The sequence below is a fragment of the Lederbergia lenta NBRC 16444 genome (assembly GCF_001591545.1).
GTDB classification, from domain to species: domain Bacteria; phylum Bacillota; class Bacilli; order Bacillales; family Bacillaceae_C; genus Lederbergia; species Lederbergia lenta.
Map to the genome: position 1 here is coordinate 51,438 of NZ_BCVC01000007.1, position 26,083 is coordinate 77,520.

Here is a 26,083-nt window from a genome sequence, read left to right on the forward strand (position 1 = left end):
TGCAAAGCAATTTTGACCTTGAATAATCGTTAAACCCCTGTCCATAATAAAGCCAGCGTCATTTTGACACTGGCTTTATTTGCTTGATTAGATAGTCCTTTTTATTGACCAATTTCTCCACATACTATGCGATCACCTGAGTCGCCAGATGGCTGAGATTTTCCGTCATCTTCCGTAGCATGTATTACTAAAGCTGTTCCCTCGGGACCTAATAATGAATTTGGTTCATTACTTAATAAAGTAACATTCTCCGCTATCACTTCTAAATCTACTTTCCCATCTTCTCCTACTTCAAGATTAGGTAAATCTCCTGCATGTGGACCTTCCGTTTCGTCCATACCATGCTTGGCATTTGTTGGATTAAAATGTCCTCCTGCTGATTCAAAAGTCGGAGCTTCACACTTCCCAATTTCATGAATATGAAAACCATGCAATCCTGGTGGTAAATCAGTAACGCTTAGATCGATCAAAACTCCTTCTGATCCTTGGTTTATTTCAGCAGTGCCCACTTTTTCATCTTTCGTGTTTTTCAACTCTACCATCAATGTATCTGTCGTCTGATCAGCCTTATCTAAATCTTCCTGTTTATTATTTTCATTTATTAATGAAGTTTCTTCATTTAATTTCTTCTGATCTTCTACTTCCATATCCTTAGTCCCACAGGCTCCTAAAAGAAAAACGATAATAAATGATAAAAAGACCTTAGTTTTCAATATCTCTCCCTCTTTCTACTTTGTGTCTTTATATCATCTATTTTCTCAATAAACGTTTATTTAAACATTAATTACCCATTATCGTTCCTAGGTCCTGGTTAAGTTTTAGGGAAATCTATTCAAAAAACATGGTTATTTATGGAGAAAATAGAACCTTATAAAGAGGGATGAATATCATTACTAATATTAGCAAGATGAATGGGGGCCTTTGAATAAATATGTTTAACAGATATGCACAAAGCCAGCAAGCAATTTCAACATCTTGTCCTAATCCGCACTGTGATAACTTTCATTGCCGGTGTGGAGAGCATTGTAAATGTACATCCGATCATTCATGCACGAGCCTACTAAATAGTGCTCATTCTTTATGTGACCAATTTGCCACTATCCTTAATGGCATAAGTTCGATAGACAAAGGGGTTTGTTCTGTATCTCTACACCGTAATATGAAGGTAACTGTTCAAGGGCGTCCAAGTACAACTGTTGTACCAGCTGATGTTTTATTTGAATCACTAGATCAAAATGGTAATGCTTTAAATTTAGCGGAAATTGCCATTTTACAAGAAGAGATTCCAGGTTTCACGCACTCTATTGTCCAACAAGGAATTATTGTTAGTGCCTTACATAATCATTGGTTATACATGAACCCATTGATTATGTACATTCATCTTCAATCTATTGAACCTCCATTGCAATTTGCCAAAAAGTTAGCTCATTCCTTTTCATTTTTAAATAGCTATCCAGTGAAATAATATCGCTTTTCAATTTCTACAATCGCTGAAAATGCTCATTGGGGACTTCATATGTATTTCAGCCGCTTAAAAATTTAATTTATCGCAACTTTTTAAGCGGCCAAGCGAAGACTTGTTTTTTTGTAGAATAGTGTACAAGTGGCTGACTTTCAATATAATGTTCTGGTAGAAAGGGAGCCATAGAATTGGCGTACAAAGATATTTCCGCATCACTTACTCGCCAGCGATCATGATGTATGTCACCACGATATAGATGCTTTCCTTTAGCTGTGAAGAAACAATAGCGTTCAAATAGCCAATATTCCAGACTATCGAAGTTTGGTAAATAGACGTCAGAGGTAGGTCGATAGGTGAGGTTTAAAATTATCTTCGGATTTGTGGAATACTTTCGTTCACTATGAAAGTGAACTGTATGATCTTCTACTTTCATATCCATTGTGGCATATCGATAAGGAAGCAATGCACCTATTTTTGCTCCAATTACATTCATCCATTTATTGGCATCAAGACTAAAAAAATAAACGCCTGGTATTCCTTTATAGGTAACATAGGTGCGTACATTTAACTCCAAATAGGAGTGTAAATAAGGTATGTTAGGCAATCCACGAAACCTCATATGATTTACATAGAAGGGAATAATCCCTATCCAAGCAGTCTCATTATAAAGGTCAACTTCTAAAGAAGATGGAACAAGATCTTTTATTAGAACTGAGGGCACAGGCCAATGACTGAATAATAAATTATTCCAAGTTTGTGTCATCACCCATGGTTTATGTGGCAATGGAAATGGGCGCTGTTCTGTTTCATAAAATTCTTTATGCATGAAGTCTCCCCCCCTTTTTCTTTCTTTTCCCCTCCTTCACTCAATTTTATACTTGTGTAAAAAGGGCGGAGCTATGCAAAATGAATATTCATTGTATTTTTATAAAAATCTAGCTAATGATAAATGATCGATTGGATAATCCGTTTTTCCAGTTGTGGCAAGATCTGCGGCTATTTGGCCAAAAATTGGCGCCATTTTAAAACCATGCCCCGAAAAGCCACCTAGTACAACCGTATTATTAAATTGGGGATGAATACCAACAATAGCATCATTATCAGGTGTATATGCATCCATATAAGCACTTACACGGCTCGGTGCCGGATGTAAACCTGACATTAATTGACTCACTGCACAATTTACCTTTTGTAGACTTTGGACGTCTACACTTCGATCAAGTGCGCTAGCATCATCTACTTGTCCATAAAAAGTTCCAAGTGCCACCTTTACCATGCTACCGTCTAACGTTGGTGCCCCAAAAAAAGTGATATCACGGCTCATCCTGATAAATGTAGGGAATTGATCAATATCAAACTTCTTTTCTGTTAATATAGGGTACCATGTCATCACTAATCTCTGAACTGTTAGTTGCTTTTGAAGCTCTGGAAGTAAAGTCCCAGTCCAAGGACCGGCTGTTATGATGACTTTCTTCACTCGATAATACGCATCATTGGCTTTGATGTTCACACCGTGTTCATCGGGGATGATCTCTTGAACTTGCGCATGTTTTTGTACAGTTGCTCCGAGTTTTTCAGCGGATTGAACCGCCGCCAAAACAGAAAGCTCTGGACGTAGAAATCCAGCTTGCTTGTCTAAAACCATCACTTCTCCTGGTAGTAAACGATGTTGCGGGAAATGTTCTTTCGCTGCTTTTTCATCGAGCACTTCATGGTCAAGCTGATGCATTTGAATACTATTCATCACCGACTTTATGAAGTCACTTTCAGGGTCACCAATCATCAGACCACCATTAATAGTAAGTAGGTTAAAGCCAGATTCTTGTTCAAGTTCTCTCCATTGACTAAATGCTTCTTGAAGCAATGGCACATATTCAGCACCTTCAAAATATGCGGTCCTAAAAAGTCGTGATTCCCCTCCGGCAGCTGACTGATCATGTCCAATCCCAAACTGCTCAAAGCCTAAAACGGAAACACCTCTTCGAGCAAGTTGCCACATTGCCATACTACCCATTGTCCCAAGACCAATTACCGCTACTTCTGCATCCATATAATACACACCTCTTTACTAATAAAATATTTCCAAAATACTTATCTCTTCTAATTTTACTGCATGAGTTCGATACACCCAAAGTTTTCAAGTATTTTTTTGTGTGCCTCCTTCTAATTGAAGTAAATATCGCTTCATTTCTGTGCCTCCGCGATAACCAGTTATTGCCCCATTTTTTCCAATCACACGATGACATGGCACCGTTATAAGTACTGGGTTTGCACCAATCGCCGATCCAACCGCACGGACTGCTTTCGGCCTTTTAATCATTTCCGCTATATCTGAATAGGAGTATGTTTTTCCGTAAGGAATCTGCTTTAATGCTTCCCAAATTTCTTCTTGAAACGGCGTACCTTTTATATCTACAGGCAAGGAGAATGACTGTCGATCTCCCTCAAAGTATTCACGTAGTTCAGATAAATATGGTTTCAATGTTTCCTGCTTTTCAATAAGGATTGCTTTCGGAAAATGCTTCTGTATCCATGCTTCAAACTCTTCATACAACTGCCCAGGTGAACCGATATAGCAAAGTCCCTTTTCAGTCTTGGCTATATATAATTGTCCTAGGTCATATTCTAAAATGGACCATTCAATGACTTGTTCTTTTTTAACCATCAGCGCTCTCCCACTCCTTTATCTATATGTCTTTCAATAGCCTGCTAGTGCGAATCCCAACTTCTCTTCAAATAGAATTAGGCATGTACCTTTACTTACTCATCTAGTCTTTAATTATACACCGTACTTGTCAATACATTGAGACCATTTACCGTTATTCATGAGTCTATTTGATGTTATGTTAATCATTTGATTTACGGATAATAGATTTAAATCAATAGAACAGTACGGTATAATCAATGGTGATTATATTTATACTGGCGATCATAAAATTAGCATGATATTTACTTTAATTAAATCGGTAAAAGAACTGGAGGGTATTTCATTGTCAGCTGCTTATTTGTTTATGTTTGGTTCTGTTCTTGCTGTTATTTCTATTTTAATAGTTTTTAAGATGTTCATTGATAAGGTGAAGCGAGCACCCGAGGACCGTAATGCCTTACAATCGAAGTTTTTTGTTGGAGTGGCAATTGCCGAGGTTATTCCGATTATACTAATTGTCTTTGGATTTATTATGAGTCAACCTGTCGCATTAATGGGTGATTTATTATTACCTGCTATCATCATTATATTATCCATGGCTTTCGCTCCTTTCTTTATATTTCTGCAAACAAAGGTGGATGTAACTAAAGAAACAAAGGGCATCGTTACTACATTGGCTTTCATAGGAGTTATGTTGACACTTAGCCTTCCTATCGTTTCACTTATAGGTCTTTTATTGTTACTTCCGAAATAAAGTAGGGTTGGAGTTTATCTCTCTCCCTATTTTATTTGATTAGAAAAGAGGGTATTTATGAAAATTTGGCAATATGCAATCATCGTTTTTTTAGGTGGATGTTGTTACGGTGTTTTATCGACTTTCGTTAAGCTAGCTTATGCTGCTGGTTTTTCTATGGCAGAAGTAACAGGAGGGCAATTTTTATTCGGGACCCTTTTCATATGGTTGGTCTTTCTTTTTACTAGGAAAAACAAGATTTTGATAGATAAAATTCAAATACTAAAGATTATTGTTTCTGGTTTCCCAATGGGTTTAACAGGCATATTTTACTATAAATCATTACAAACAGTAGATGCTTCTCTTGCTATTATTTTTTTATTTCAATTTGTTTGGATTGGGACAGTTATTGAATGGGTTTTTTATAAAAAGAGGCCTGACCGAAGCAAAATCATTGCTATTATTGTTCTTCTCTTCGGTTCCGTGTTAGCAGCTGGTTTTATTGGAAATGGCTCGGGACAATTCTCTTTAGTCGGCATAGTGTGGGGACTGCTTTCTGCTTGCACATTTTCAGTTTTTATTTTGGTAAGCGGAGCAGTTGGGAACAATACTCCTCCCATTCTTAAAAGTGCGCTTCTTTCGACAGGGGCTTTATTTATCGTGATGATACTGTTTCCACCATTGTTTATATTTCACTTCTCTACACTACTTGAATTAGCACCGTATGCTTCATTACTTGGTTTATTTGGAGTCATATTACCACCTTTGTTATTTTCAATTGGCATGCCATATGTAGGACCAGGACTAGGAACGATCTTATCAGCATCAGAGCTGCCAATCGCCGTAATCATGTCTGCTACCATTTTAAGGGAGCAAGTGGCTATTTCCCAATGGTGTGGAGTGGTCTTCATTTTAGTAGGAATTGCTTTCGGCAATGCCGCATTACTTAGAATAAAAAAGGTTACTTAAACCAATAGGTCTCTCTTTTAAAAATAATGAGAGACCTAGTACTATGTAAACATTAGTATCGGTTGGTGAATATGGATTAAACTAAGGACATTATTCCATATTACTGTGTTTCAAAAATGCTTGTTCATTACTAATTTCCTTTGAATTCGCATATGTTAGGCAAATATGATCAAAGAGAATATGAGCACATTGATCAAATAATGAACCAAGCGGTTGGATGGTTGCTTGTTCCCCTTCTTTTCGATATTTGGTCGCAGCCGGGACATGAAGGATCAAGGAAGCATATGAAGCTAGTTCAGATTCCGTATCTGTAGTAACTGCAATAACTGGGCAGCCAATAGACTGTGCCTTTTCTGCAGTCCAGATAACAGATTTTGTATTTCCTGAACCAGATACAGCAATAAGTACGTCCCCTGCTGATATTGCTGGTGTAATGGTTTCACCTATCACATATACTTCAGCATCTAGATGCATAAGTCTCATAGCAAATGATTTTGACATTAAGCCTGAACGTCCTTCTCCGATCACAAATATTCTATTTCCATTCCCCAACTCTTTAACAATCATATCTACGTCCTGGGTATTACTCTCCTTGAGTACAGAAGAGATTTCTGTAAGAATTGTTTCTATTTGATCCATTACATCTAGCCTTCCTTCATCCTATTATTTCCTTGAATATTTTTGCCACTTCTTCTGGCTGTTCAGCTTTTGTAATCGCAGAACCTATAATCAAAATATCAGGTTTTCGTTCTTCCATTCCTTTAAGGGAATCTGTTGTAATTCCTCCAGCGACTGCCCATTTTAGTGAATCATTAAAGCTCACTTCATTTACCTTTTTCCCTGCCAGTTCTTGTTCGTCTTTGCTAATATGATCACAAAATATCGCTTCTTTGTACTCGTATAGAGCTTCTTTTTGCTCATCCGTTGTATTTAATAAATCAATCATTACGGTTTTTCCATGCCTTTTTGCTCGATCCAAACATGCCTCTATTGTAGATAATGGAGCCACCCCCATCACTGTAGCTATATCTGCTCCAGCTTCAAAACATAAATCGAATTCATAAGTAGCATTATCCATTGTTTTTATGTCACCTACAATGGTTTTATGAGGAAATACTTCTTTTAATGCAGATATACTTGTTACGCCATACTCTTTTATTAATGATGTGCCTACTTCAATCATATCAATGTATAATTCGGTACTTTTGGCTATCTGGATAGCTTCTCTAATTGTTAGGCGGTCTAAGGCTAGTTGAATCTTCATTGTATCACCCTAACTAAATCGATTTAGTAACATTTAATTCAATGCCTTTCAACTTCAGATTGAAAGGCATTGATGATTTATTTGTTTTCTGATTGGGAAGATTCCCTAATAATTAATTCACATGGAAAAACATAATCATTAAAGTCTTGTACCTTTTTTTCACTATTAATTTTCTTAATTAATAGGTCTGCAGCCTTTTGTCCCATTTCATATCCCGGCTGAGCAATCGTTGTTACGGGAGTCTCTGTTAGATGGGCAAATGGAAGATTATCAAAAACAATTAATGCCGTATCTATTCCGACCTTTATTTGTTTTTCTTTGAAAAACTCCAGAATTTCAAGAAATACAAGATCGTTCCCCGCTAATAAAGCGGTTGGTGGCTCTGGAAGATTAAAAAGTTTTTCGAGTTCATTTTTCATTTTTTTTATCTCGGAATGAACCATATATTCTTTTTCGAGAGGAATACCAGCTTCATGCAATGCCTGCTTATAACCATTCAGTCTGTCAATCCGAGGGCTAATATTCAATGGTGGTGTTGCTATAGCAATCTTGTTATGACCGTTTTCTAAAAAGTGGTTAATAGCTTCATAAGTAGCTTCCTTATTTCCAGCTATTACTACATTTGCTTGTAATCCTTCTATCTTTCTGTCCATGAAAACTACGGGATAATCTTCATTTATCATTTTTTCATATAGTTCAATATTTTTTCCAGTAGGAAAAATAATTAAACCATCTACTTGCTTTGCACGAAGTACTTCTATATATTTCTTTTCTTTTTCTGGATCATCATCTGCATTACATAAGATTGCGTGCATATTATGCTTATGACAAAAATCCTCAATGGAACGGCTTACTTCCGTTGAAAAACGGTGCATAATATTTGCTATAATTACGCCTATCATGGACGTGCGTTTCTGTTTTAAGCTTCTCGCAAGGTAGTTAGGCTGGTAGCCTAGTTCCTTTATAGCTTTATCAATTTTTTTCTTTGTATTTTCTCCCATATATTCATAACGTTTATTAATAAATTGTGAAACGGTGCTCTTAGAAACCCCTGCTTCATTAGCCACGTCAGCCATTGTTACTCTTGACATATTATCTTCCTCTTTCCACTTGCTTTGTAACTCTATATTATAGGCTGCAAACGTATTAATCCACTATTTCTCAGAATAGAGAGGTACAAGTTTGTGAAAAAGAGTAGGAATTATAATCATGGTTAACGCTTTGTTGCTATTCTCTCGCCTTCTTTACTTCTTCAATAAACCGTGCCGCTTTATTCTTTATAGTTAGCAGATATTCTTCTGTTAATTTAGATTCTGTATTAACTAGTGTACTTCCCACTCCCACCGCAACTGCTCCGGCTTTAATAAAATCCCCTGTATTATCTAAATCAACTCCACCTGTCGGCATTAGTGGAATATGAGGTAATGGTCCTTTAATATTTTTTATGTAATCCGGACCGCCTGTTCCAGCTGGAAAAACTTTAATTAAATCAGCACCATACTCATAGGCTGTTAATATTTCCGTAGGGGTAAATGCCCCAGGTACACTGATCACCCCATAGCGTTTAGCCATTGTGATCGTTTCTTTATTTACAGTTGGAGAGAAGATAAATTTTGCACCTGCTAAGATCGCTACCCTTGTTGTCTCAGCATCAAGAACAGTTCCAGCCCCTACAAGAACATCTTGATTAAAATAAACAGTGGCTGCTTCAATGACCGCTGCGGCTTGCGGAGTTTCCATCGTGATCTCTATTGCTGTAACACCGCCTTCTTTCAACGCATTTCCTATCTGTATAATGGAATCTGGTGTTGCTCCTCTAATAACTGCCACGACACCTCTATTTTTAATCTCGGTTACTCCCATTATTATCTCCCTTTCTTTAATCGTTTTTTGCAATGGATAAAAAATCCTATTCCTTTTAAAACGATTACTTTTTATAATGCGCTAGCTCGTAGTTTACTTGGTGATTCTATATTTTCTTTCCGTTTATTCTTAGTTGCGATAATAGTTAAAATAGCAGATATCAGTAAGGAACCGGCCATAAATACATAGGAAGCACCAAAGCCTCCAGTAGCTCCATTCAAATAACCAACTAGATATGCTCCGGCAAATGAACCTAATGCGCCCATTGAATTAATTAATGCCATTGCTCCTCCTGCAACATTTCTAGGTAAAATTTCTGGAATAATGGCAAAGAATGGACCATACGGTGCATACATTGCTCCACCCGCTATAACAAGCAAAACAAAACTTAGCCAGAAATTACTCGTACCAATTAAATAGGAACCATAAAATGCAATAGCTCCAATAAGAAGAAATGGCCATACAAATAATCTTCTATTTTGCATCTTATCTGAGAAATGCGAAGCTGTTAGCATTAGAACAACTGCTAGTATATATGGGACAGAAGATAACCATCCTGTTTTAACGATGTCCATATTTGGCGCGGCTTTTATAATGGAAGGAAGCCACATGACGAACCCATAAACACCTACACTCCATAATGCATATTGCAACGACAACAGTATGACGGTTGGTGATCTAAATGCTTCACCATAATTTTTCACTGGTTTAATTCCTTGCTGTTCCTTTTCTAGTTCAGCATAAAGATCAGCTTTATCTCGAGCACTTAACCACTTTGCATCTTTCGGCTCATCAATAACAAGCTTCCACCAGATAAATGCCCAAATGATTGCTGGTAGTCCTTCAATGATGAACATCCATCTCCAACCATATGCTTCAAGTAAATATCCAGAGACAATAGACATCCAAAGAACGGTTACTGGATTGCCGAGTATTAAAAAAGTATTTGCGCGAGAGCGTTCTGCTTTTGTGAACCAATGACTTAAGAATACGAGCATCGCTGGCATGACAGCACTTTCAACAACACCAAGCATAAAGCGAATGACAATCAATAAGTTGATATTTGAAACCATCCCTGTCGCAGTCGCAAGAGCGCCCCACCCAATCAGGGACCAGAAAATTAGCACTTTAGCGCTTTTTTTCTCCGCGTAATGCGCACCGGGAACTTGGAAAAAGAAGTAACCAAGAAAGAATAAAGAGCCAAGCAAAGATGATATGCCCGGTGTAACACCTAAATCTTCAGCCATGCCTCCGGCTGCACCAAATGCATAGTTAGCCCGATCAAGATATGCGAGACTATATGTAATAAAAACGATTGGTATAAGACGAATCCACCTTTGTTTCGCAATTGTTTGCTTCATATTAATTCACCTCTTGTATTGGTATTTTCATATACTCAATTAATTGTTGACGGTTAGGGTATCCATCGTTATCTCCTGCTGATTGTACAGCCAATGCCCCGATTGCATTTCCACGTAGAACTGCTTCCTGCAATGAAAGATTTTCAAGAAGCCCGCTGACTAGACCAACAGCAAAACCATCACCCGCACCGACTGTGTCAATAACCTCCTTTACCTCGTAGGGTTTCACTACGCCTTCTTCTATGCCACTCTTATAAAAAGCACCTTTATCGCCAAGTTTAATTACTACAAGTTTCACCCCTTTATCTAAATAAAAAGAGGCAATATCTTGCGGAGTGTTAAATCCTGTTAAAATCTCCCCTTCAGAAATACCTGGTAAAACATAATCAGCCTTTTGCGCAATTTTATTCGTTATTTCAATCATTTCCTGTTTCGACGTCCATAAAGTCGGTCTTAAATTCGGGTCAAAACTAACTGTTCTCCCAATTTCCTTCATATGTGAAAGAGCAGCATATGCAAATGCTCGTGTGTGACTTGAAATAGCCAATGGGATACCAGTCATATGTAAGTGCCGAGCATTACTAAAATATTCTTTTTGAAAATCTTCTACTCCCATAAAACTTGCTGCAGATCCTCTTCTGAAATATTGCACCTCAGGATCCCCTGTTAAGACTTTGGATTTTATCTGGAAACCGCTAGGAAATCGCTCATCCGTATACACATGTTCTAAATCTACATTTTCTTCAGTAAGCCTCTTCATAATAAATTGACCAAATGCGTCTGATCCTACTTTACTTGCCCAACCAGCCTTTAACCCCAGCCTAGAAAGACCAATTGCTACATTTGTTTCAGCTCCTGCGAGTTCCCTTGTAAAGTGCTCAATTTCATGAAGAGGTCCAGGAGTTTCTGCCATAAACATTGCCATTGCTTCTCCAAATGTCACCACATCTAACTTTTGCATATCAAATCACCTTCCTCGTAATCTTTATTATTTCCCACCATCTTGATATATTCATTTAATTGTTTTGAAGACTCTATCGGAAACTCGAGCGCTTTAGGAAGATCCCACGAAAAATGCTGAACGATCTTCCGCCATTCGGCATCTAAATCATGTGACAGTGGGAGAGTTATAAGTCTTTTATTCTTTTGGACGACACTTTTAAGATGTATGTACACTATATAATCTTTTAATTCAGCCAAGGCTTCATATACATTTTCATTCGTAAATACCCAGTTTCCCATATCAAAAGTTATATTTACAGGAACTCCCATACGGAAAGCCTTTTCAATAAATACTTTTACATTCCTTATACTTCCACCATAAGGTGTCTGATCATTTTCAACGAGTAACTTTAATTGATCTTTAGTATTAAGAAATTGTTTTAGTTCATCTAAATTTGAAATTTTATCTATATAATGTCCCAAGGAGACTTTTACCCAACTCGCTCCCAATCGGCTAGCTTCCTGAAAGATTTGTTCTAGCCCTTCCCTATTCAAAGTACCATCCTGTTTCCATAGTTCAATGGGGGCCGAATAGACAGTGAATAATAAATGGTTTTCAATCTCTTTCCTTAGCAGCTCTAATGGGTAGTTACCATTAGAAAATAGCTCCCTTCTAACTTCCACCCCATATGCCCCAGATTCAGCAATTAACTTAATAAAGGATATTTGACCATTCTTTAATACTGCATTTATATCAAATGCATTTAATGGAATAATGACACTCTTCATTTTTAACTCCTCTCTTTAAATAAACCGGTTTAGTAAATCGATTTAGTAAAAGTATAAACTCTTTGGAAGCGCTTTTCAATAATATATTAAAAGATAGGTGTTTTTTCCTAACTTTAATCGACTAAAGTTAATGAGATTGTGTTTACATTGTAAACTTTGCATTCGAAAAGAAGGGTTAGTTTTTTCATACTAGTAAAATAGACTTTAGGTCCATAACTCATTTGAAGTAAAAAAACAAAGATTCTATGAGTCTTTTGATAGAATCTTTGTTTTTATATTATACATGCTCTTATTATATCGCTCCGCTAGGATTTTCTTCTTGTTTATCTGCAACATGTACACCAGGCAATTTGCTCGCTTTATTTCTAAAGTAGAAGATAACTATCATTAAGCTCAATAATATGAATGCACATAGAACAAGAGACCATAAAGTAACTGTGATCGAATAGCGATCAATTAATTCTCCTGCAACTCTCGGTAAAAATGCGCCACCTAATCCACCCATGGCAACGAGCAAGCTTGTCGTCCATTCTTCTAAACCTGATGAAGTTTCATTTACAAGCAATAATCCGATCGAGAATATTCCTCCCATTAACAAGCCTGTTAAAAAGATGGAAATAAAACTAAAGGCAACGGATGTTGAATTTGCGAACATAAAAAGACTGATAAATTGTCCGATACAGCAAATAATAAAAAGTTTAGTATAGCCTATTTTATCAATAATGAACGTCATAGCAACCCGCCCAACTGTCATCGCTGCCCAAAATACAGTAATACTTAAGGCCAAAGATGAAGCATCTAAATCTGTTGTTTTACTCAATATTGTTGGCAAATAGTTGGGTAGAGTCATTTCCGTTCCAACATACATAAAGAAAAAGAAGGCACCAAATGCAACAATCGGAATTTGTTTACGGGAATAACGCCTTTTTACAGATTTTTCTCCATCGACCGTTCGTATTTTTGGTTGTTTTTTTAAAATAGAGTCAAACTCACCGAATGACATAAATAGCCATAATAACATTGTCATTGTAGTTAACACAGCTACTATTGTAAACGAAGCATTCCACATACCTTTTGTAATGAGAATAGCTGAAATAATAGGAATGACTAACGCACCTACTCCAAAAAAGACCTCAGCAAGTATAAGCGTCGTTGCCTTTTTCTCTTTAAAATAGCCGATGATAAGAGCTGCTACAACAGTTTCAGCAATCCCAATCCCTGCCCCTCCGAGCGGAGCGGTAATTAACAACACATCCCAATTTGGGAGAAAGCTAAGTACAAATTGAGAAATAGCGAAACTAAGTAAAGCAATAAATATTGTCATCCTGCGACCAATTGAATTTACAATCAGTGGAGCAATTAAAACCCCTCCTAGAAATCCTAAAAATTGGTTCATAATCAACTGCCCACCGTCTCGATAATCAATGCCATAAGAGTGAACCATAGGCTCTAAAACGGTTCCAATAATTATATGGCCAAAACCATTTAAGCAATAAATAAGACAAGCAATCCAAATAAGTTTTTTCATCATTATTCTCCTATGTAGGCGTACGCTTTCCACCATTATGTGAATTTTCATACAGACCTACACTATACTATCAGTATTAATATACTTCGTCTAGCATTTTCGATCTCCTAATTTATTGTCCTATTTGCATGGATAAATTCCGAATTGTTTATAGAAAAACTGTAGACAAAGTCTATTCCTCACTTGTCTACAGCCATTTTAATATTATTTAACTTCCCTATGCAACGTAACTCTTTTTAATCTTGGCGAATACTTTTACAGTTCCAACCTCTCTGGGTTATTACGCTTATTCTTTGTAGTTATATAATTGCGATCTCCTGTTTCCACACATGCCAAAGTAATATTCACTCTCATCTTATCTCAACTCCAAAACTCTTAATGTATACTTTCCGCTTCCATTGAAGGAAACGTATCAATGAACTTGGACCAATCTTGTTCCATTTCTTTATCAGTTAGTAAGCAAGAATCAAGTGATTGAATGATCTCTTCCTGATTCAAGTTTAAACCGATCATAACCAGTTCTGTCTTTCTGTCCCCATATTTTTCATCCCACTCTACCATTAGTTCAGGTTCTCGGCTTAGTATTTCATCTCTTATTTTTTCAGGATAGGAGGCAACCCACTCACCTACCATTTGAACGCTAACAGATGGACCTGCCTGTGATACTAATCCAACCATGTTATTTCTCGTCGCAACCCAGAAAAACCCTTTTCCACGTACAATATCTTCTGGCCAATCATTCAACCAATTAGTCCATCTTTCTGTGTGAAATGGACGATTTCTTTTATAAACAAAAGAAGTAATACCATACTCTTCCGTCTCAGGTATATGTTCCTCATTTAGCTCTTTTATCCAGCCCGCTCCTTGGCTCGCAGATTCAAAATCAAACAAATGTGTATTCAATACCTTGTCTAATGAGATTTCCCCATGCGAAGTTACATATAGTTTGGCGCGTGGATTCAACTTTTTTATAATGGAAATTAGTTCTTGAGTCGCTTCTTCATCGATCAAATCAGTTTTATTTAGTAATATTACATCTGCAAATTCAATTTGATCAATGAGTAGATCTACCACTTCCCTTGTATCTACTTCATCCATTGCTTGTTTACGATCCAAAAGAGTTTCTCCAGAGGCAAAATCAGCCCAAAAACGATTGCCATCCACGACCGTCACCATTGTATCCAACCTACAGATTTCTGCCAAATGAACCCCAATCGTTTCGTCCTCCAACGTAAATGTTTGTGCTACGGGAATCGGTTCTGATATACCTGTTGATTCAATCACAATATAATCAATATTTCCTGCTCTCACTAGTTTCTCAACTTCAATCATTAAATCTTCCCGAAGTGTACAACATATGCAGCCATTTTGTAGTTCTATCATTTTCTCTTCCGTACGGGAAAATCCACCTTGTTTAATCAATTCCGCATCGATATTTATTTCACTCATATCATTTACAATGATAGCAATCTTTTTATCTTCTTTATTTGCTAATATATGATTTAGAAGTGTTGTCTTCCCTGATCCTAAATATCCACTTAATACTGTCACAGGTATCCTTTTTCCCATTAGTATCCCACCTTATTATTAAACCTATTGAATATTATTCATCTGAATTTTCTCTATCCATTTGCATCTGTTGCAATCCTTCATGTTTCCAACTACAAATAATAACCATTACGATTTAAAACCTAAAAAAAAGCTAGTATTATTTAATTTAGTGCCTTTTCTAATACTTCAATATTTCTTTTCATCAGAGTTATATAATCATCCTGATTTTTCAAATCATCCTCTGTTAAAACGGCAAGATTGTGAATATGCAAAGCTTTCACACCTGTTTCTTCAAGTACTACATCAGCAAGTTTGGATTGAATATTTTGCTCATATAAAATATATGGAACTTCTTCTTGTTTAATGGTATCAATGATACTCTGTAACTTTTTCTGTGTAGGCTCACTAGTAGATGAGATGCCAGAGATTGCGATTTGTTCAATGCCATATCTAAGTTCCCAATACCCATAGGCTGCATGGGGCACAATTATTTTTTTACGTTTTGCCTTCTCAGCTACCTCACTAATTTGGAGATCAATTTCATCTAATTCTTTTACAAGATCTTGGTAATTTTTTTCAAAGGTCTGTTTCTGATCGGGCATTTTTTCAGTCATAGCACCTAATACGTTCATAGCAAGCTCTTTCATTAGCTTTGGATCCATCCATACATGAGGGTCAATATCTCCGTGATCATGATGATCATGATCATCGTTTTCATTTTCCTCATGCTCATGCTCTTCATCACTACCATCCACATGTTCATGTTCTCCCGCTTCTTCCTCATGACTATGATCAGCTTCTGTATGAGCATGTTCATTTTCGTTCAGATCCATAATAGGAAGGTTTTCCCCCGCAGCAACCATTGTTACATGTTCATTCTTTAGTATAGATTCTGATTTTTCCACAAAACCTTCCAGACCGAGACCGATGTATAAAAATAAGTCTGAATCCGCTAGCTTCATCATATCTTTTTGGGTTGGCTCATATGTATGCTCATCAGCTCCTGGAGGGTAAATAGATTTAACATCTACACTGTTACCTCCAATTTGTTTTGTAATGTATTCTAGTGGGTAGACGGTTGTGAATACATCCAGTTTTTCTTTCTTGCTTTCTTTCCCTACTTTTTCTGTTTGGTTATTTTGACAACCAGCAAGAATAAGTATAAAAACGGTGAATAATAAATAAAGCTTATTTTTCATATATAATACCTCCTTAAACTAAATCGTAATGATTACGATTTGAACTATGAAAAAATCTTACATTATTTCTATAAAAAAAGCAATAGTATTTCTATACTTTTTTAATGTCCTGCATTGTTTATTAACTGTAAAGTTGAAAAGACTGTATTTCTTTCTAGCGAACAGAATAACATTTAAATTTATTTTCTAAACGCTCCAAAAATAAAACTTACATGTTAATATATTAACTAGCTAACTATTTTATGAGTTCTGATAACTAAATTTCAACAAGGTGGAAGATAGCTATATTTTAGAACTTCATCAACAAGACCGAACAGGGAGCGAAAATATTTTGTATAAGATGATTATTATTACCGGAATTATCTTTGGAATAATTTCAATAGTTACTGACAGTTTCATTAGAAAGAATTGGATAGTTCAAGAACCAAAAGGGCGTTATTATCAATATCGTCATAATTTACACTTGGTGCTGGAAGCTATAATTACCCTCGCCTTCTTTCTTTTGTTAAAGAATAAAAATGCGATTCTTTTTGGTGACGGGAGATGGATGTTTACCATACTTAGCTATTTTTTTATCATTTCATTGTTACGAACTTTCGTGGAATGGAAGGTCGCCCGCAAAGATAATTTGTGGATCGTAAAGTTGGTAAATACTACTATAATCCTGCTCTATATCGGGGTCAGTGCCATTGTCTACAATATCTATTGGTGAGTTTGTCCCTGCGTCTTCTTCAAGGATTCACTAGGGTGATTTGTTTATTGCTAACGTAAATATCGAAAAGACTGTGAAACTTGTAAGAACACCCGCTATAAAGGAAATAGTTATGATACACTACATTTGTAGATTATATAATATTTTCATGGAGCGTATAGAATGTTAAATAATAGTAGCAATGCAGTATTTGGTAATAAAAAACGTAATTATAAACCAGCAATCATAACGATCTCTATCATCCTAATTGGTGCGATCGGTGTTCTTTCTGGCATGCAGGGTGTTGATGACTTTGATGCATTCGATGTGACGATCCTTCCTCTCATTAATGCGATTCTCAATAGCTTTACATTTTTATTTTTAGTCGGAGCATTGATTGCCATTCTAAAGCGAAACGTAAAGATTCATCGTCGTTTTATTTATGCGGCATTTGTAACAACATCACTATTTCTCGTAACATATGTCGCTTTTCATTATTTAGCCCCTTCTACTCCGTATGGTGGTGAAGGTTTTATGGCAGGCTTTTACTATTTTATTTTGATTACACATATCTTACTAGCAGCAGCAATCGTTCCACTTGCACTTACAAGTGTTGCACGGGCTTGGAATATGGAAAATGAACGCCATAAAAAAATCGCTCGCTGGACAATGCCAATTTGGCTATATGTCAGCTTAACCGGTGTTTTGGTTTATATTTTGATCTCGCCTTACTATTAAATTTAATACTTTAGGATTCTTTGTATTTTATGGGTTAAGCAAGTGGAACAAAAGTATAAACAGAAAAAGCTCCCATCTTAGCATCATTTGCTGAGATGGGAGCTTTTTAATAAGTTTGATAGAAATTACCTCTATTACGCATGAAGTGACAATACTAATGCAAAGAATTTAGGAAATATACGCTAAGATGATCAAAATTTCACAAAAAGACCATTCATAAGTTCAGTAAGCTTACGAATGGTCTTTTCTAAAGAATGGCTAAATAAAAATTAAACTAAAACTGCTGATAATTCTTTTGCTACAGCTTTCACTTTCTCTAACCCTTCAGCAATAATTGCTTCTGCTTGATCTGGTGCTGCTGCATGGCCTTCAATAATAACTTCATTGATGATTTCCATACCGAATACACCGCCGGCAACGTTTTTAATATAGTTAGCAGCCATTTCCATCGGCGCTGCTTCTGGTGTTGAATAAATACCACCACGTGCATTTAGGATGACAGCCTTTTTGTCAGTCATCAATTGAACTGCTTGACCATTTTCGTCATATTTGAATGTGAAACCTGCTTGATACACATAGTCGATGAATGTTTGTAATTTAGCTGGAATTGTTAGGTTCCATAATGGGAATGCGAATACAACGATGTCTGCTGCTGTTAATGCATCCATTGCTTTTTGTTTTGCAGCTAAAATGCGTTGTTCCATGTCTGTCATTTCCTCGCCTGATTCTACTTTACCGAAAGCATTAAATAAATCTTGGCCAAGGTAAGGCATATCTTCAGCAAAAACATCATAAGTTGTGACATTTACACCTTCTATATTTTCCATAAATGTTTCATACATTTTACTTGATACAGCTTCTGAAGCTGGACGGTTATTTGCCTTTACTACTAATACGTTCATATATGTGAATCTCCTTTAGTAATCATTTATTTAATTATCCTTAATTCATACTATATTAATTGATGATTAATGTCAACTACTCTTCTATTATTTTTCTATCCATTTAAAAACGTTGTATATTCTTTCTTTAGATAGACGGAGAGATTGGATCATTTCTCGATAACAATCATTATTTTTAACATCGCGATGTCTGCTTCACTTGATAACATGCTATTGAAGGCTTTCCATTAGGAATTTATCATTAAAAAGAGAAGGCAGCTGTTCTATTTATATACGTTGATTAGTATACAGATAGAAAGATGCCTTCCCTTACCTACGATTATAGTTTATTGTTGCTTACATGCTATCAATGCATCAGCAAATCTTGAAATCCCTTCCCGAATGAACTTCATTTCACCTCTTCCATAAGTAAAACGAACATAGCCTTTTCCAGATCCATAGACACTCCCAGGAACGAATGAAACGCCCCTTCTCATTGATTCTTCCAGAAGCTGTTTTTCATTAAACACTGATTTAAATCTGCACCATATATGTATCCCGCCTTTAGGTCGATTAAATTCTACTTCTCCATGTAAATATTCGTCTAAACTTTTGACAATTTCATCACACCGTTTTTCCAGTTCGCCTCTAAGCATAGATATATGCGCATCAAAATATGGATCCTTTAAAAACTCATTGGCAGCCCACTGTGGAAAAATGCTATGACCGAAATCCACTTGTTGTTTTGCATCTGCCAGACGATCTATTACTTTTGACGGGCCGATTACCCAGCCAATCCGCAGGCCCGAAGTAACAATCTTCGACAAAGAGCTAATATAAAGGACATTACCGTTTTCATCCATTGATTTTAGTGTCGTACCATTGTCCCCATTAAATGATATAAGTGAATATGGGTCATCTTCTACAATAGGAATACCAAGTTCTGATGATATATCAAGTATTTTTTTCCGACGTGATGGATGCAGACTTGCACCTGTAGGATTCTGATAAGATGGATTCAAAAAAATCATTCTAATTCTATGTTTCCTATATAGTTCAACTACATCGTCGGGATTAACACCATCTTGATCAACTCGTAGATAATATACTTTTAAACCGGCCGATTGAAAAAGCGGTAATGAATAAAAATAAGAAGGGTCTTCGATCGCAATCGAATCACCAGACTTTAATAAACATTGGACAATGAGATGAAGTGCTTGTTGAGCACCAGACGTAATTAATATCGATGAAGATGGAATATCTATATTTCTGTATTCTCTTACATGTTCAGAGATTGTTTCTCGAAGTGACGCATTTCCTTTTGGATGATCATACCCAAGAGGCTCCGTAAATGGGTGTTTTGTAAAGATCGTGCGGAATTGTTCACTTGGCCATAGAGTGGGTGATAATTCACCGCTTGATAAATTGATCACATCGTTTCTTCTAATTTCAGTACGAATGCGTTGTACAAACGGCAAATTAGGCAAGAAAGAGCCGTCTTCCATGTAACGCCCCCAGTTCGGAATACGCTTGTGAGAAACTCCCCAAATGTCCGTGCTTATACGGGTCCCGCTTCCTTTCTTTCGCTCAACGATACCGAGTGACTGAAGCTCATCATATGCGGCCACAATCGTACTTCGGTTCACACCTAATTCTTTCGCAAGTATGCGCTCCGATGGCAGCATACTTTCCTGTGAAAACGCCCCTGTAGAAATTCCCTGCTCAATAAAATCTGCGATCTGTTTATATATAGGTTTCTTTATTGTTCGGTCCAACTTCCACTCCATTTCAACATTCCCTCCGATATTTCCAGAATACAACGATACTTTTATCAACCACTTTTCAATAAAAAACGGAAGTGGATGGTGAAAAAAAGAATGGAATGGATGGTGAAAAAGATTAAATTTATATTATGATGGAAAGAAGATCTGTTACCACCATAATTATTATCAAGGGTTAAGCATCCTGATTCTTCCATTCAGATGTATATTAATTATACACTTTTTTCAAAAGCAAGTATAAAGCCACAAATAGTTGGCTCGAAAACCTGTAATCTTTTACTTTAGGAGTGAATATTATGACTGCATTTTTAATTCTCGCCGCAGTTTTGGTAAGTATTTTAGCACTAGTTGGAACATTATTAGTCGGAAAAGATATTAGTTCTCAACTCAAAGATTATGAAGAAAAAAAGGATACAGCTGAAAACGAGCTAAAGAGATCTCATGAATATGAAACTAGTTCGATGCGCGTGAACATTAAATCATTATCATGGATTTATGTAGGTTTAGCCCTAGTCACAATTTTAGTTTGTCTTGGAATTTTCTTTTACTAGATCAGCGAAAATAAATATTTTGGTGAAGAACCCCTGTCATTTCTCACCTTTTTTCAATAAGGTCTAATAATAAAAAAAGAAGAGTCAGTGATATAAATCACTGACTCTTCTTCAAGTTTCCGTTATTCTCCTAAGTAAGCAGATAGCATCCAAATATGTGTGTCGAGTTTAACTAATAACCCAACAGCGAGATCATTAATTACATCGTCACCGTGTTGATCTGCAAGTTCTGCTAATACCTTTAATTCTTCTTTTAGATGCTTGTAATCATCTACAAGGTTTGAGACCATCTCATTGGCATTGCTTTCTTCTTTTGTCTCATCTAAAGTGGCAATGGTCAAATACTCCTTCATCGTTGCAACAGGTGTTCCACCACTTGCGAGAAGTCTTTCTGCTACCTCATCAACAGCGCTAGCTGCTTCATTATATAATTCCTCGAATTTTTCATGAAGGGTGAAGAATTGCGGCCCTTTAACAAACCAATGATAACGGTGAAGTTTCGTGTAAAGAACACTCCAATTTGCAATTTGAACATTTAATGCTGTATGTAACTTTTCCATAAAAAAACCCCCTCTATTGATCTTACACTTATTATAACACATATAACATGATAATCAATACCAAATGATAATTATTATAATTTGGATTTTATCCTATTTATAAGTTAAGAAAAACACAAATGAAACAGCAAAAACTCCAGACTCCTTACACTAGGGCTAGAAAAAAGCCTCTCAACAATTCAGTGAATCAATCAAAGACCTTCACTGGCGTTTTAGTTTGATAAAAGTTGTTCTACATACACGAGTGTGAAAGAGACAGCAACAACGCTTTGAGGGGAAGATCTTTTGATAATAGGTGGTTCATCTAATCTGTGGAAACTGCTGACTTTTGTTTAATGTTTTCAATCATAGGAAATGATAGTCATGAACCATATTTAGATTCACCTTTCTCAACAATTTGTTTGTATTTAATATTACTAAGAATGAAATGAGGATTGATTAAAATGACAAAATCCGTAAAATCAATTACATCACCAAAGAAATTTATTGTAGGTAAAAATTTATTAGAAGACTTATCTACGTATACTAAAATATATGGAGATCACCCTTATGTCATCTGTGATGAGTTTATTCTAGAGCGAGCAACGGATGAAGCTGGTAAGTCCTTTGAAGCTGCTGGACAAAAAAGTGAATTTGTTAAATTTAATAATCAAATTACTCAAGAAGAAATTGATAGACACCAAGAGGGAGCTAGAAAATCGGATGCAAATGTTATTGTTGGTATTGGTGGCGGAAAAACTTTAGATACTGCAAAAGCAACAGCCTACTACCTACACTTACCTGTTGTCATTTTTCCTACTATCGCTTCAACAGATGCACCTTGTACTGCACTTGCTGTTATTTATAAAGAAGATGGCTCCTTTGATAAATATCTATTCTTACCAGAAAATCCAGACGTTGTAATAGCCGATTCGAATATTTTAGCAGCAGCACCAGTTCGTTTCTTTGTAGCTGGAATTGGTGACGCTCTTGCTACTTACTTCGAAGCACGCGCATGTTATCGCAAAAACGGGGATAATCTAGTTAACTTAAAACCATCTCTTGCTGGATTAGGTTTGGCAAAGATGTGTTATGAAACAATTTTAGAATATGGTCCTCAAGCTAAAGTTGCTGTTGAAAAAGGAATCTCTACTCCAGCTGTTGAACATACAATTGAAGCTACCATTTACTTAAGTGGTGTTGGTGCTGAGGCTGGCGGTTTAGCTGCCGCCCATGCTATTCATAATGGAATGACTGCTGTCCCTTCACTCCATCAAGCACAACATGGAGAAAAAGTAGTATTCGGTTTGCTTACACAGCTTGTTTTGGAAAGTGCACCAAAAGAGGAAATCAAAACGGTCATTCATTTTATCAAAGAAGTTGGACTACCGTTAACATTAAATGATCTTGGGCTTGATGAATTTAGAGAAAAGGAATGGAGAAAAGTAGCACAAGACGCTTGTGCTGAAGGAGACACGATGGGGAATATGCCACACCCAGTTACTCCTGATGATGTGTATCAAGCTATTATTGCCGCAAATGCATTAGCAGAATATTATCATGATTAAATAATTACAGGAAAACATACTAAAATTTGAAAGCTACTTCTATTTTCTATTCTATAAATGAAAAATCTCTATACAGGATGTCAGTATTATTCTGTAACTAAACACTCAGAGAACCACAGGTGTCTAAAAAGGTCACTCAACACTTAAAGTTATTAAATATATAAAAGCAGGTGAAGTAAAACGACTCGTTTTTCTTCACCTGCTTTATCTATTAAGTATTTCCTAATTATTTTTCGCCACTTAATTCAACAAGAATTTTCGCTTGTGTTTTATCGTTTGTTAAAGCTTCGAAGCCTTTTTCGACGATGTCATCCAATTGAATTTGAGATGTGATAATCCCTTGTGGTTGTAGTTGACCTGTCCCCATTAAATCTACAGTTTGTTGGAAAGTAGTTGGTGTATATGCAATGGATGATGTTATTTTAACACCCGTATTTGTCAATTGTATTGGGTTCCATTCGATTGGTCTTGCAAAGATAGATACAATGACCATCGTGCCGCGAGCTTTTGTCGCATCGATAGCTTGTTTGAATGTTGGTGCAACGCCTGCAACTTCAAATGTTACATCCACCCCATCCGGAACAATTGCGCGAATAGCTTCTACTGCATTTTCGTTACCAGAGTTAACGATGTGTGTAGCGCCTAATTCTTTCGCTTTTTCAAGACGTGTTTCCGATAAATCCAACACAATGATTTTACTTGCACCAGCTGCTTTTGCAGCAATTACATTTAATAAGCCGATTGGCCCCGCACCAAATACGGCTACAGTATCCCCAAACTGAAGTTGACCTTCCTTAACAGCTTGTACAGCAACAGCCATTGGTTCTACTAATGCGCCATCCTGTAAACTTAACGTTTCTGGAAGAAGGTATACGTTAGATTCTGGAGCATTTGCAAAACTCGTAAACCCACCATCTCCGTGTAAGCCAATGAAACTGAAGCCGTCATAAGCATCGATATCTTCTGGTTTGTTGCCGTATGTTAATGTAGGGTTGATCGCAACGCGATCACCTACTTTAAATTTAGTTACTTGTGAGCCAACTTTTTCAATTACACCCGCGAATTCATGCCCCATGATAATAGGTGCAATTTCACCTGTTAATGGATCTGCTTTTTCAGCCGGTACAAAGACAGGCCCTTCTTGATATTCATGTAGATCGCTACCGCAAATACCAGCCCACGCAACACGTACTGTTACTTCATTTTCTTTTAATGTCTTTAATTCTTTTTCTTCTATTCTAATATCTTTTTCTCCATACCATACTGCTGACTTCATAATGAAACTCCTCCTGATTTTCTTATGATTTGAGGTATCTAGAAGTGGATATCTCTTAATATTCATTATACTCCTATTATTATAGGAGTATAATAATTTGCCTGAGGTAATTTTATAATTCGTGTTCTAAAGGTTTGCGTAAAAAGTAAAGAGTACTAACTTGTTGTCTGCATAAATGAAACTGCATTTGTATGTTTTTTAATTATCTTTAATTTCCACCACTATAGGTGATAATTAAAGATAATTATGTCCAAGAAGCTTGGTGTGCAAGGGATAGAAATAATGAAATTGATTCTTTAAAAAGGCTTCATTACATCATGTCGCTTAGTTTCTCTTGCTTCATAAGAATGTTTCACACGAAATTTTAATAAATAATTTCTACTGTTGCAGTTATCCCATATACATAAGAGTAAAAGATCACAGGAGTAGAAATCATTGGATAAACAAAATAGCAGATTTAGGTGGATTGTATTTATTGCTGTTGCATTTACTTATTTATTAATGTCGAGTCAGCGAACGGCCCCGGGGTTGATTACAGACCAATTGATGAGGGACTTTTCTGTAACTGCATCGACGATTGGAATACTGGCAAGTATACAATTTTTTGTTTATACTGGTTTGCAAATTCCGATGGGGATTTTAACTGATCGTTTTGGGCCCAATTTTTTTCTGATTATTGGTGCCATCCTGACAGGTGCCGGCACGATTATTTATAGTCTTGGTACCCATGAATTTATCCTGCTCTTCGCGAGAATATTGACGGGGATAGGGGATGCAACAATCTGGGTCAATCTGGTGTTAATTTTGAGCCAGTGGTTTAATGCAAAGGAATTTGTAAAATTAATTGGTTTGGCGGGAATGACAGGGAGCCTTGGCTTCGTTTTAGCGACAGTACCTTTTTCCTTATGGATTGACTTGCTAGGCTGGAGGATAGCATTTTTTACAGCGGGACTGTTATTATGCATTTGCGGGATTATTCTTTATTTTGTACTTGTAAAAAAGCCCAAGCAAACGGTAATTTTTAAAAATAAAGTACAGCACGAAAAAACAGTTGTCTTACTGAAAAGAATCTGTTCGAGTCGGCAAGCATGGGCTTTGTTCTTTTGTCACTTTGGGGTTGTTGGTGCGTATGTTGGATTTATCGGTTCGTGGGCAGTGCCCTATGGGATGAATGTGTTTGAGATGACGCGTTCAGGTGCAAGCCAGCTTATTATGGTTGGCCTTATCGGGGCACTTATTGGTGCACCGCTATCCAGTTGGGTTTCAAGTCGGTTAGAAATGGTGAAACGACCATATGTTGTGGTTCATATAACCATGTTATTGAACTGGTCTGCCTTTTTGATCTATTATGGGAAGCCGCCGATTTTCATGGTTATGACATTTTTCTTTATTATTGGCCTTTGTTATGGGGCAAGTATGCTAACCTTTGCTCTCATCCGCCAATCCTATCCAATATCAGAATCTGGCCTTATCTCCGGGTTTGCAAATACAGGTGGCTTTCTGAGTGCTGTATTGCTTCCAACCCTTTTCGGAAATATATTGGACCAGTTTCAGGCTTCAGGAAATATAAATGCTGGCTACTACTACGGTTTCATTATTCCAGTAATTTTTTCAATCATCGGCTTGATAGGTGTGCTATGTATCAAAGAAAAAGGGCAGTCAGCAGCCGAAAAAACGATAATAGCTCAAAGTAAGTAGTTAGCGGTAGATTATAATTTTCATAAGGGTATGCAGGCCATTCCCCTTCATT

26 protein-coding genes and 1 pseudogene are annotated in these 26,083 nt (G+C 36.6%); 8 read left to right on the forward strand and 19 right to left on the reverse strand.

The genetic code is table 11. The annotated features are described in order from the left end of the window. Positions 1 to 101 precede the first annotated feature (101 nt). On the reverse strand, positions 102 to 713 hold the full coding sequence (locus tag BLE01S_RS16770; RefSeq protein ID WP_326255778.1) for a superoxide dismutase family protein: 612 nt from the start codon (positions 711 to 713) through the stop codon (positions 102 to 104). Between the two features lie 386 nt (positions 714 to 1,099). On the opposite strand from BLE01S_RS16770, the gene BLE01S_RS16775 reads away from it, so the two are divergent. Beyond that, positions 1,100 to 1,465: a DUF1259 domain-containing protein gene (locus BLE01S_RS16775; protein ID WP_066145145.1), complete on the forward strand. Its 366-nt coding sequence runs from the start codon at positions 1,100 to 1,102 to the stop codon at positions 1,463 to 1,465. Positions 1,466 to 1,544: 79 nt separating this feature from the next. On the opposite strand, the gene BLE01S_RS16780 is transcribed toward BLE01S_RS16775, so the two are convergent. The 3 genes from BLE01S_RS16780 to BLE01S_RS16790 all read right to left on the reverse strand — a co-directional run bounded on the left by BLE01S_RS16780 (position 1,545) and on the right by BLE01S_RS16790 (position 4,130). Continuing rightward, entirely contained in the window at positions 1,545 to 2,288 is a 744-nt protein-coding gene (locus BLE01S_RS16780) for a YqjF family protein (protein WP_066145007.1), read from the reverse strand. Positions 2,289 to 2,387: 99 nt separating this feature from the next. Beyond that, the gene (gene solA / locus BLE01S_RS16785; RefSeq protein WP_066145009.1) at positions 2,388 to 3,512 is read right to left on the reverse strand and encodes an N-methyl-L-tryptophan oxidase; all 1,125 of its coding nucleotides are present in this window, start codon (positions 3,510 to 3,512) and stop codon (positions 2,388 to 2,390) included. A gap of 87 nt (positions 3,513 to 3,599) precedes the next feature. Further along, positions 3,600 to 4,130: a methylated-DNA--[protein]-cysteine S-methyltransferase gene (locus tag BLE01S_RS16790; RefSeq protein ID WP_174521744.1), complete on the reverse strand. Its 531-nt coding sequence runs from the start codon at positions 4,128 to 4,130 to the stop codon at positions 3,600 to 3,602. Between the two features lie 322 nt (positions 4,131 to 4,452). Between BLE01S_RS16790 and BLE01S_RS16795 the strand changes: the two genes are divergently transcribed. Both BLE01S_RS16795 and BLE01S_RS16800 read left to right on the forward strand, forming a co-directional pair. Further along, the gene (locus BLE01S_RS16795) at positions 4,453 to 4,863 is read left to right on the forward strand and encodes an ATP synthase subunit C-like protein (RefSeq protein WP_111703407.1); all 411 of its coding nucleotides are present in this window, start codon (positions 4,453 to 4,455) and stop codon (positions 4,861 to 4,863) included. Positions 4,864 to 4,920: 57 nt separating this feature from the next. After that, positions 4,921 to 5,811, forward strand: a complete 891-nt coding sequence (locus BLE01S_RS16800) for an EamA family transporter (protein WP_066145014.1) — start codon at positions 4,921 to 4,923, stop codon at positions 5,809 to 5,811. Positions 5,812 to 5,901: 90 nt separating this feature from the next. Here the strand turns inward: BLE01S_RS16800 and hxlB are convergent, their stop codons facing one another. The 11 genes and pseudogenes from hxlB to BLE01S_RS16850 form a co-directional block, all read right to left on the reverse strand. After that, positions 5,902 to 6,450 carry a 6-phospho-3-hexuloisomerase gene (gene hxlB / locus BLE01S_RS16805; protein WP_066145016.1) on the reverse strand — a complete coding sequence of 183 codons (549 nt, stop codon included), beginning with the start codon at positions 6,448 to 6,450 and terminating at the stop codon, positions 5,902 to 5,904. Between the two features lie 16 nt (positions 6,451 to 6,466). Next, positions 6,467 to 7,075 (reverse strand): 3-hexulose-6-phosphate synthase, encoded by a 609-nt coding sequence (gene hxlA, locus BLE01S_RS16810; RefSeq protein WP_066145019.1) that lies wholly within the window; start codon positions 7,073 to 7,075, stop codon positions 6,467 to 6,469. Between the two features lie 77 nt (positions 7,076 to 7,152). Then, positions 7,153 to 8,166 carry a substrate-binding domain-containing protein gene (locus BLE01S_RS16815; RefSeq protein WP_066145021.1) on the reverse strand — a complete coding sequence of 338 codons (1,014 nt, stop codon included), beginning with the start codon at positions 8,164 to 8,166 and terminating at the stop codon, positions 7,153 to 7,155. A gap of 136 nt (positions 8,167 to 8,302) precedes the next feature. Continuing rightward, on the reverse strand, positions 8,303 to 8,938 hold the full coding sequence (locus BLE01S_RS16820) for a bifunctional 4-hydroxy-2-oxoglutarate aldolase/2-dehydro-3-deoxy-phosphogluconate aldolase (protein WP_066145024.1): 636 nt from the start codon (positions 8,936 to 8,938) through the stop codon (positions 8,303 to 8,305). A 71-nt stretch (positions 8,939 to 9,009) separates the two neighbouring features. Further along, a complete protein-coding gene (locus BLE01S_RS16825) occupies positions 9,010 to 10,299 on the reverse strand; it encodes an MFS transporter (protein WP_066145026.1) in 1,290 nt (429 codons plus the stop codon). Between the two features lies 1 nt (position 10,300). Then, positions 10,301 to 11,260: a sugar kinase gene (locus BLE01S_RS16830; RefSeq protein ID WP_066145028.1), complete on the reverse strand. Its 960-nt coding sequence runs from the start codon at positions 11,258 to 11,260 to the stop codon at positions 10,301 to 10,303. Then, positions 11,248 to 12,030: a sugar phosphate isomerase/epimerase family protein gene (locus BLE01S_RS16835; protein ID WP_066145029.1), complete on the reverse strand. Its 783-nt coding sequence runs from the start codon at positions 12,028 to 12,030 to the stop codon at positions 11,248 to 11,250. The genes BLE01S_RS16830 and BLE01S_RS16835 overlap by 13 nt, the downstream gene beginning before the upstream one ends. Positions 12,031 to 12,322: 292 nt before the next feature. Further along, positions 12,323 to 13,558, reverse strand: a complete 1,236-nt coding sequence (locus tag BLE01S_RS16840) for an MFS transporter (RefSeq protein ID WP_066145031.1) — start codon at positions 13,556 to 13,558, stop codon at positions 12,323 to 12,325. A gap of 258 nt (positions 13,559 to 13,816) precedes the next feature. Then, a pseudogene (gene rpmG / locus BLE01S_RS20540) lies at positions 13,817 to 13,912 on the reverse strand (50S ribosomal protein L33); the annotation flags it as partial. Positions 13,913 to 13,933: 21 nt separating this feature from the next. Further along, positions 13,934 to 15,127, reverse strand: a complete 1,194-nt coding sequence (locus BLE01S_RS16845) for a GTP-binding protein (RefSeq protein ID WP_066145033.1) — start codon at positions 15,125 to 15,127, stop codon at positions 13,934 to 13,936. Between the two features lie 143 nt (positions 15,128 to 15,270). Continuing rightward, positions 15,271 to 16,308 carry a metal ABC transporter solute-binding protein, Zn/Mn family gene (locus BLE01S_RS16850; protein WP_066145035.1) on the reverse strand — a complete coding sequence of 346 codons (1,038 nt, stop codon included), beginning with the start codon at positions 16,306 to 16,308 and terminating at the stop codon, positions 15,271 to 15,273. Between the two features lie 340 nt (positions 16,309 to 16,648). Here BLE01S_RS16850 and BLE01S_RS21445 point away from each other — a divergent pair, with 340 nt between their 5' ends. Together BLE01S_RS21445 and BLE01S_RS16860 are read left to right on the forward strand one after the other, a co-directional pair. Continuing rightward, a complete protein-coding gene (locus tag BLE01S_RS21445; RefSeq protein WP_369691412.1) occupies positions 16,649 to 17,020 on the forward strand; it encodes a DUF4181 domain-containing protein in 372 nt (123 codons plus the stop codon). Positions 17,021 to 17,182: 162 nt separating this feature from the next. Then, entirely contained in the window at positions 17,183 to 17,737 is a 555-nt protein-coding gene (locus BLE01S_RS16860; RefSeq protein ID WP_066145039.1) for a DUF420 domain-containing protein, read from the forward strand. A 269-nt stretch (positions 17,738 to 18,006) separates the two neighbouring features. Here BLE01S_RS16860 and BLE01S_RS16865 read toward each other — a convergent pair whose 3' ends face one another. After that, a complete protein-coding gene (locus tag BLE01S_RS16865; RefSeq protein ID WP_066145041.1) occupies positions 18,007 to 18,639 on the reverse strand; it encodes an FMN-dependent NADH-azoreductase in 633 nt (210 codons plus the stop codon). A gap of 326 nt (positions 18,640 to 18,965) precedes the next feature. Beyond that, positions 18,966 to 20,405: a MocR-like pyridoxine biosynthesis transcription factor PdxR gene (pdxR, locus tag BLE01S_RS16870; protein ID WP_066145043.1), complete on the reverse strand. Its 1,440-nt coding sequence runs from the start codon at positions 20,403 to 20,405 to the stop codon at positions 18,966 to 18,968. A gap of 290 nt (positions 20,406 to 20,695) precedes the next feature. Here pdxR and BLE01S_RS16875 point away from each other — a divergent pair, with 290 nt between their 5' ends. Beyond that, entirely contained in the window at positions 20,696 to 20,950 is a 255-nt protein-coding gene (locus BLE01S_RS16875; RefSeq protein WP_066145045.1) for a hypothetical protein, read from the forward strand. A gap of 122 nt (positions 20,951 to 21,072) precedes the next feature. On the opposite strand, the gene BLE01S_RS16880 is transcribed toward BLE01S_RS16875, so the two are convergent. Beyond that, entirely contained in the window at positions 21,073 to 21,510 is a 438-nt protein-coding gene (locus tag BLE01S_RS16880) for a Dps family protein (RefSeq protein WP_066145047.1), read from the reverse strand. 443 nt (positions 21,511 to 21,953) lie between these two features. On the opposite strand from BLE01S_RS16880, the gene BLE01S_RS16885 reads away from it, so the two are divergent. Then, positions 21,954 to 23,057, forward strand: coding sequence for a glycerol dehydrogenase (locus tag BLE01S_RS16885; RefSeq protein WP_066145049.1), 1,104 nt, complete (start codon positions 21,954 to 21,956; stop codon positions 23,055 to 23,057). Between the two features lie 226 nt (positions 23,058 to 23,283). Here the strand turns inward: BLE01S_RS16885 and BLE01S_RS16890 are convergent, their stop codons facing one another. Then, positions 23,284 to 24,333 carry a 2,3-butanediol dehydrogenase gene (locus BLE01S_RS16890; RefSeq protein ID WP_066145051.1) on the reverse strand — a complete coding sequence of 350 codons (1,050 nt, stop codon included), beginning with the start codon at positions 24,331 to 24,333 and terminating at the stop codon, positions 23,284 to 23,286. A 435-nt stretch (positions 24,334 to 24,768) separates the two neighbouring features. Between BLE01S_RS16890 and BLE01S_RS16895 the strand changes: the two genes are divergently transcribed. Beyond that, a complete protein-coding gene (locus tag BLE01S_RS16895; protein WP_066145052.1) occupies positions 24,769 to 26,031 on the forward strand; it encodes an MFS transporter in 1,263 nt (420 codons plus the stop codon). Positions 26,032 to 26,083 lie beyond the last annotated feature (52 nt).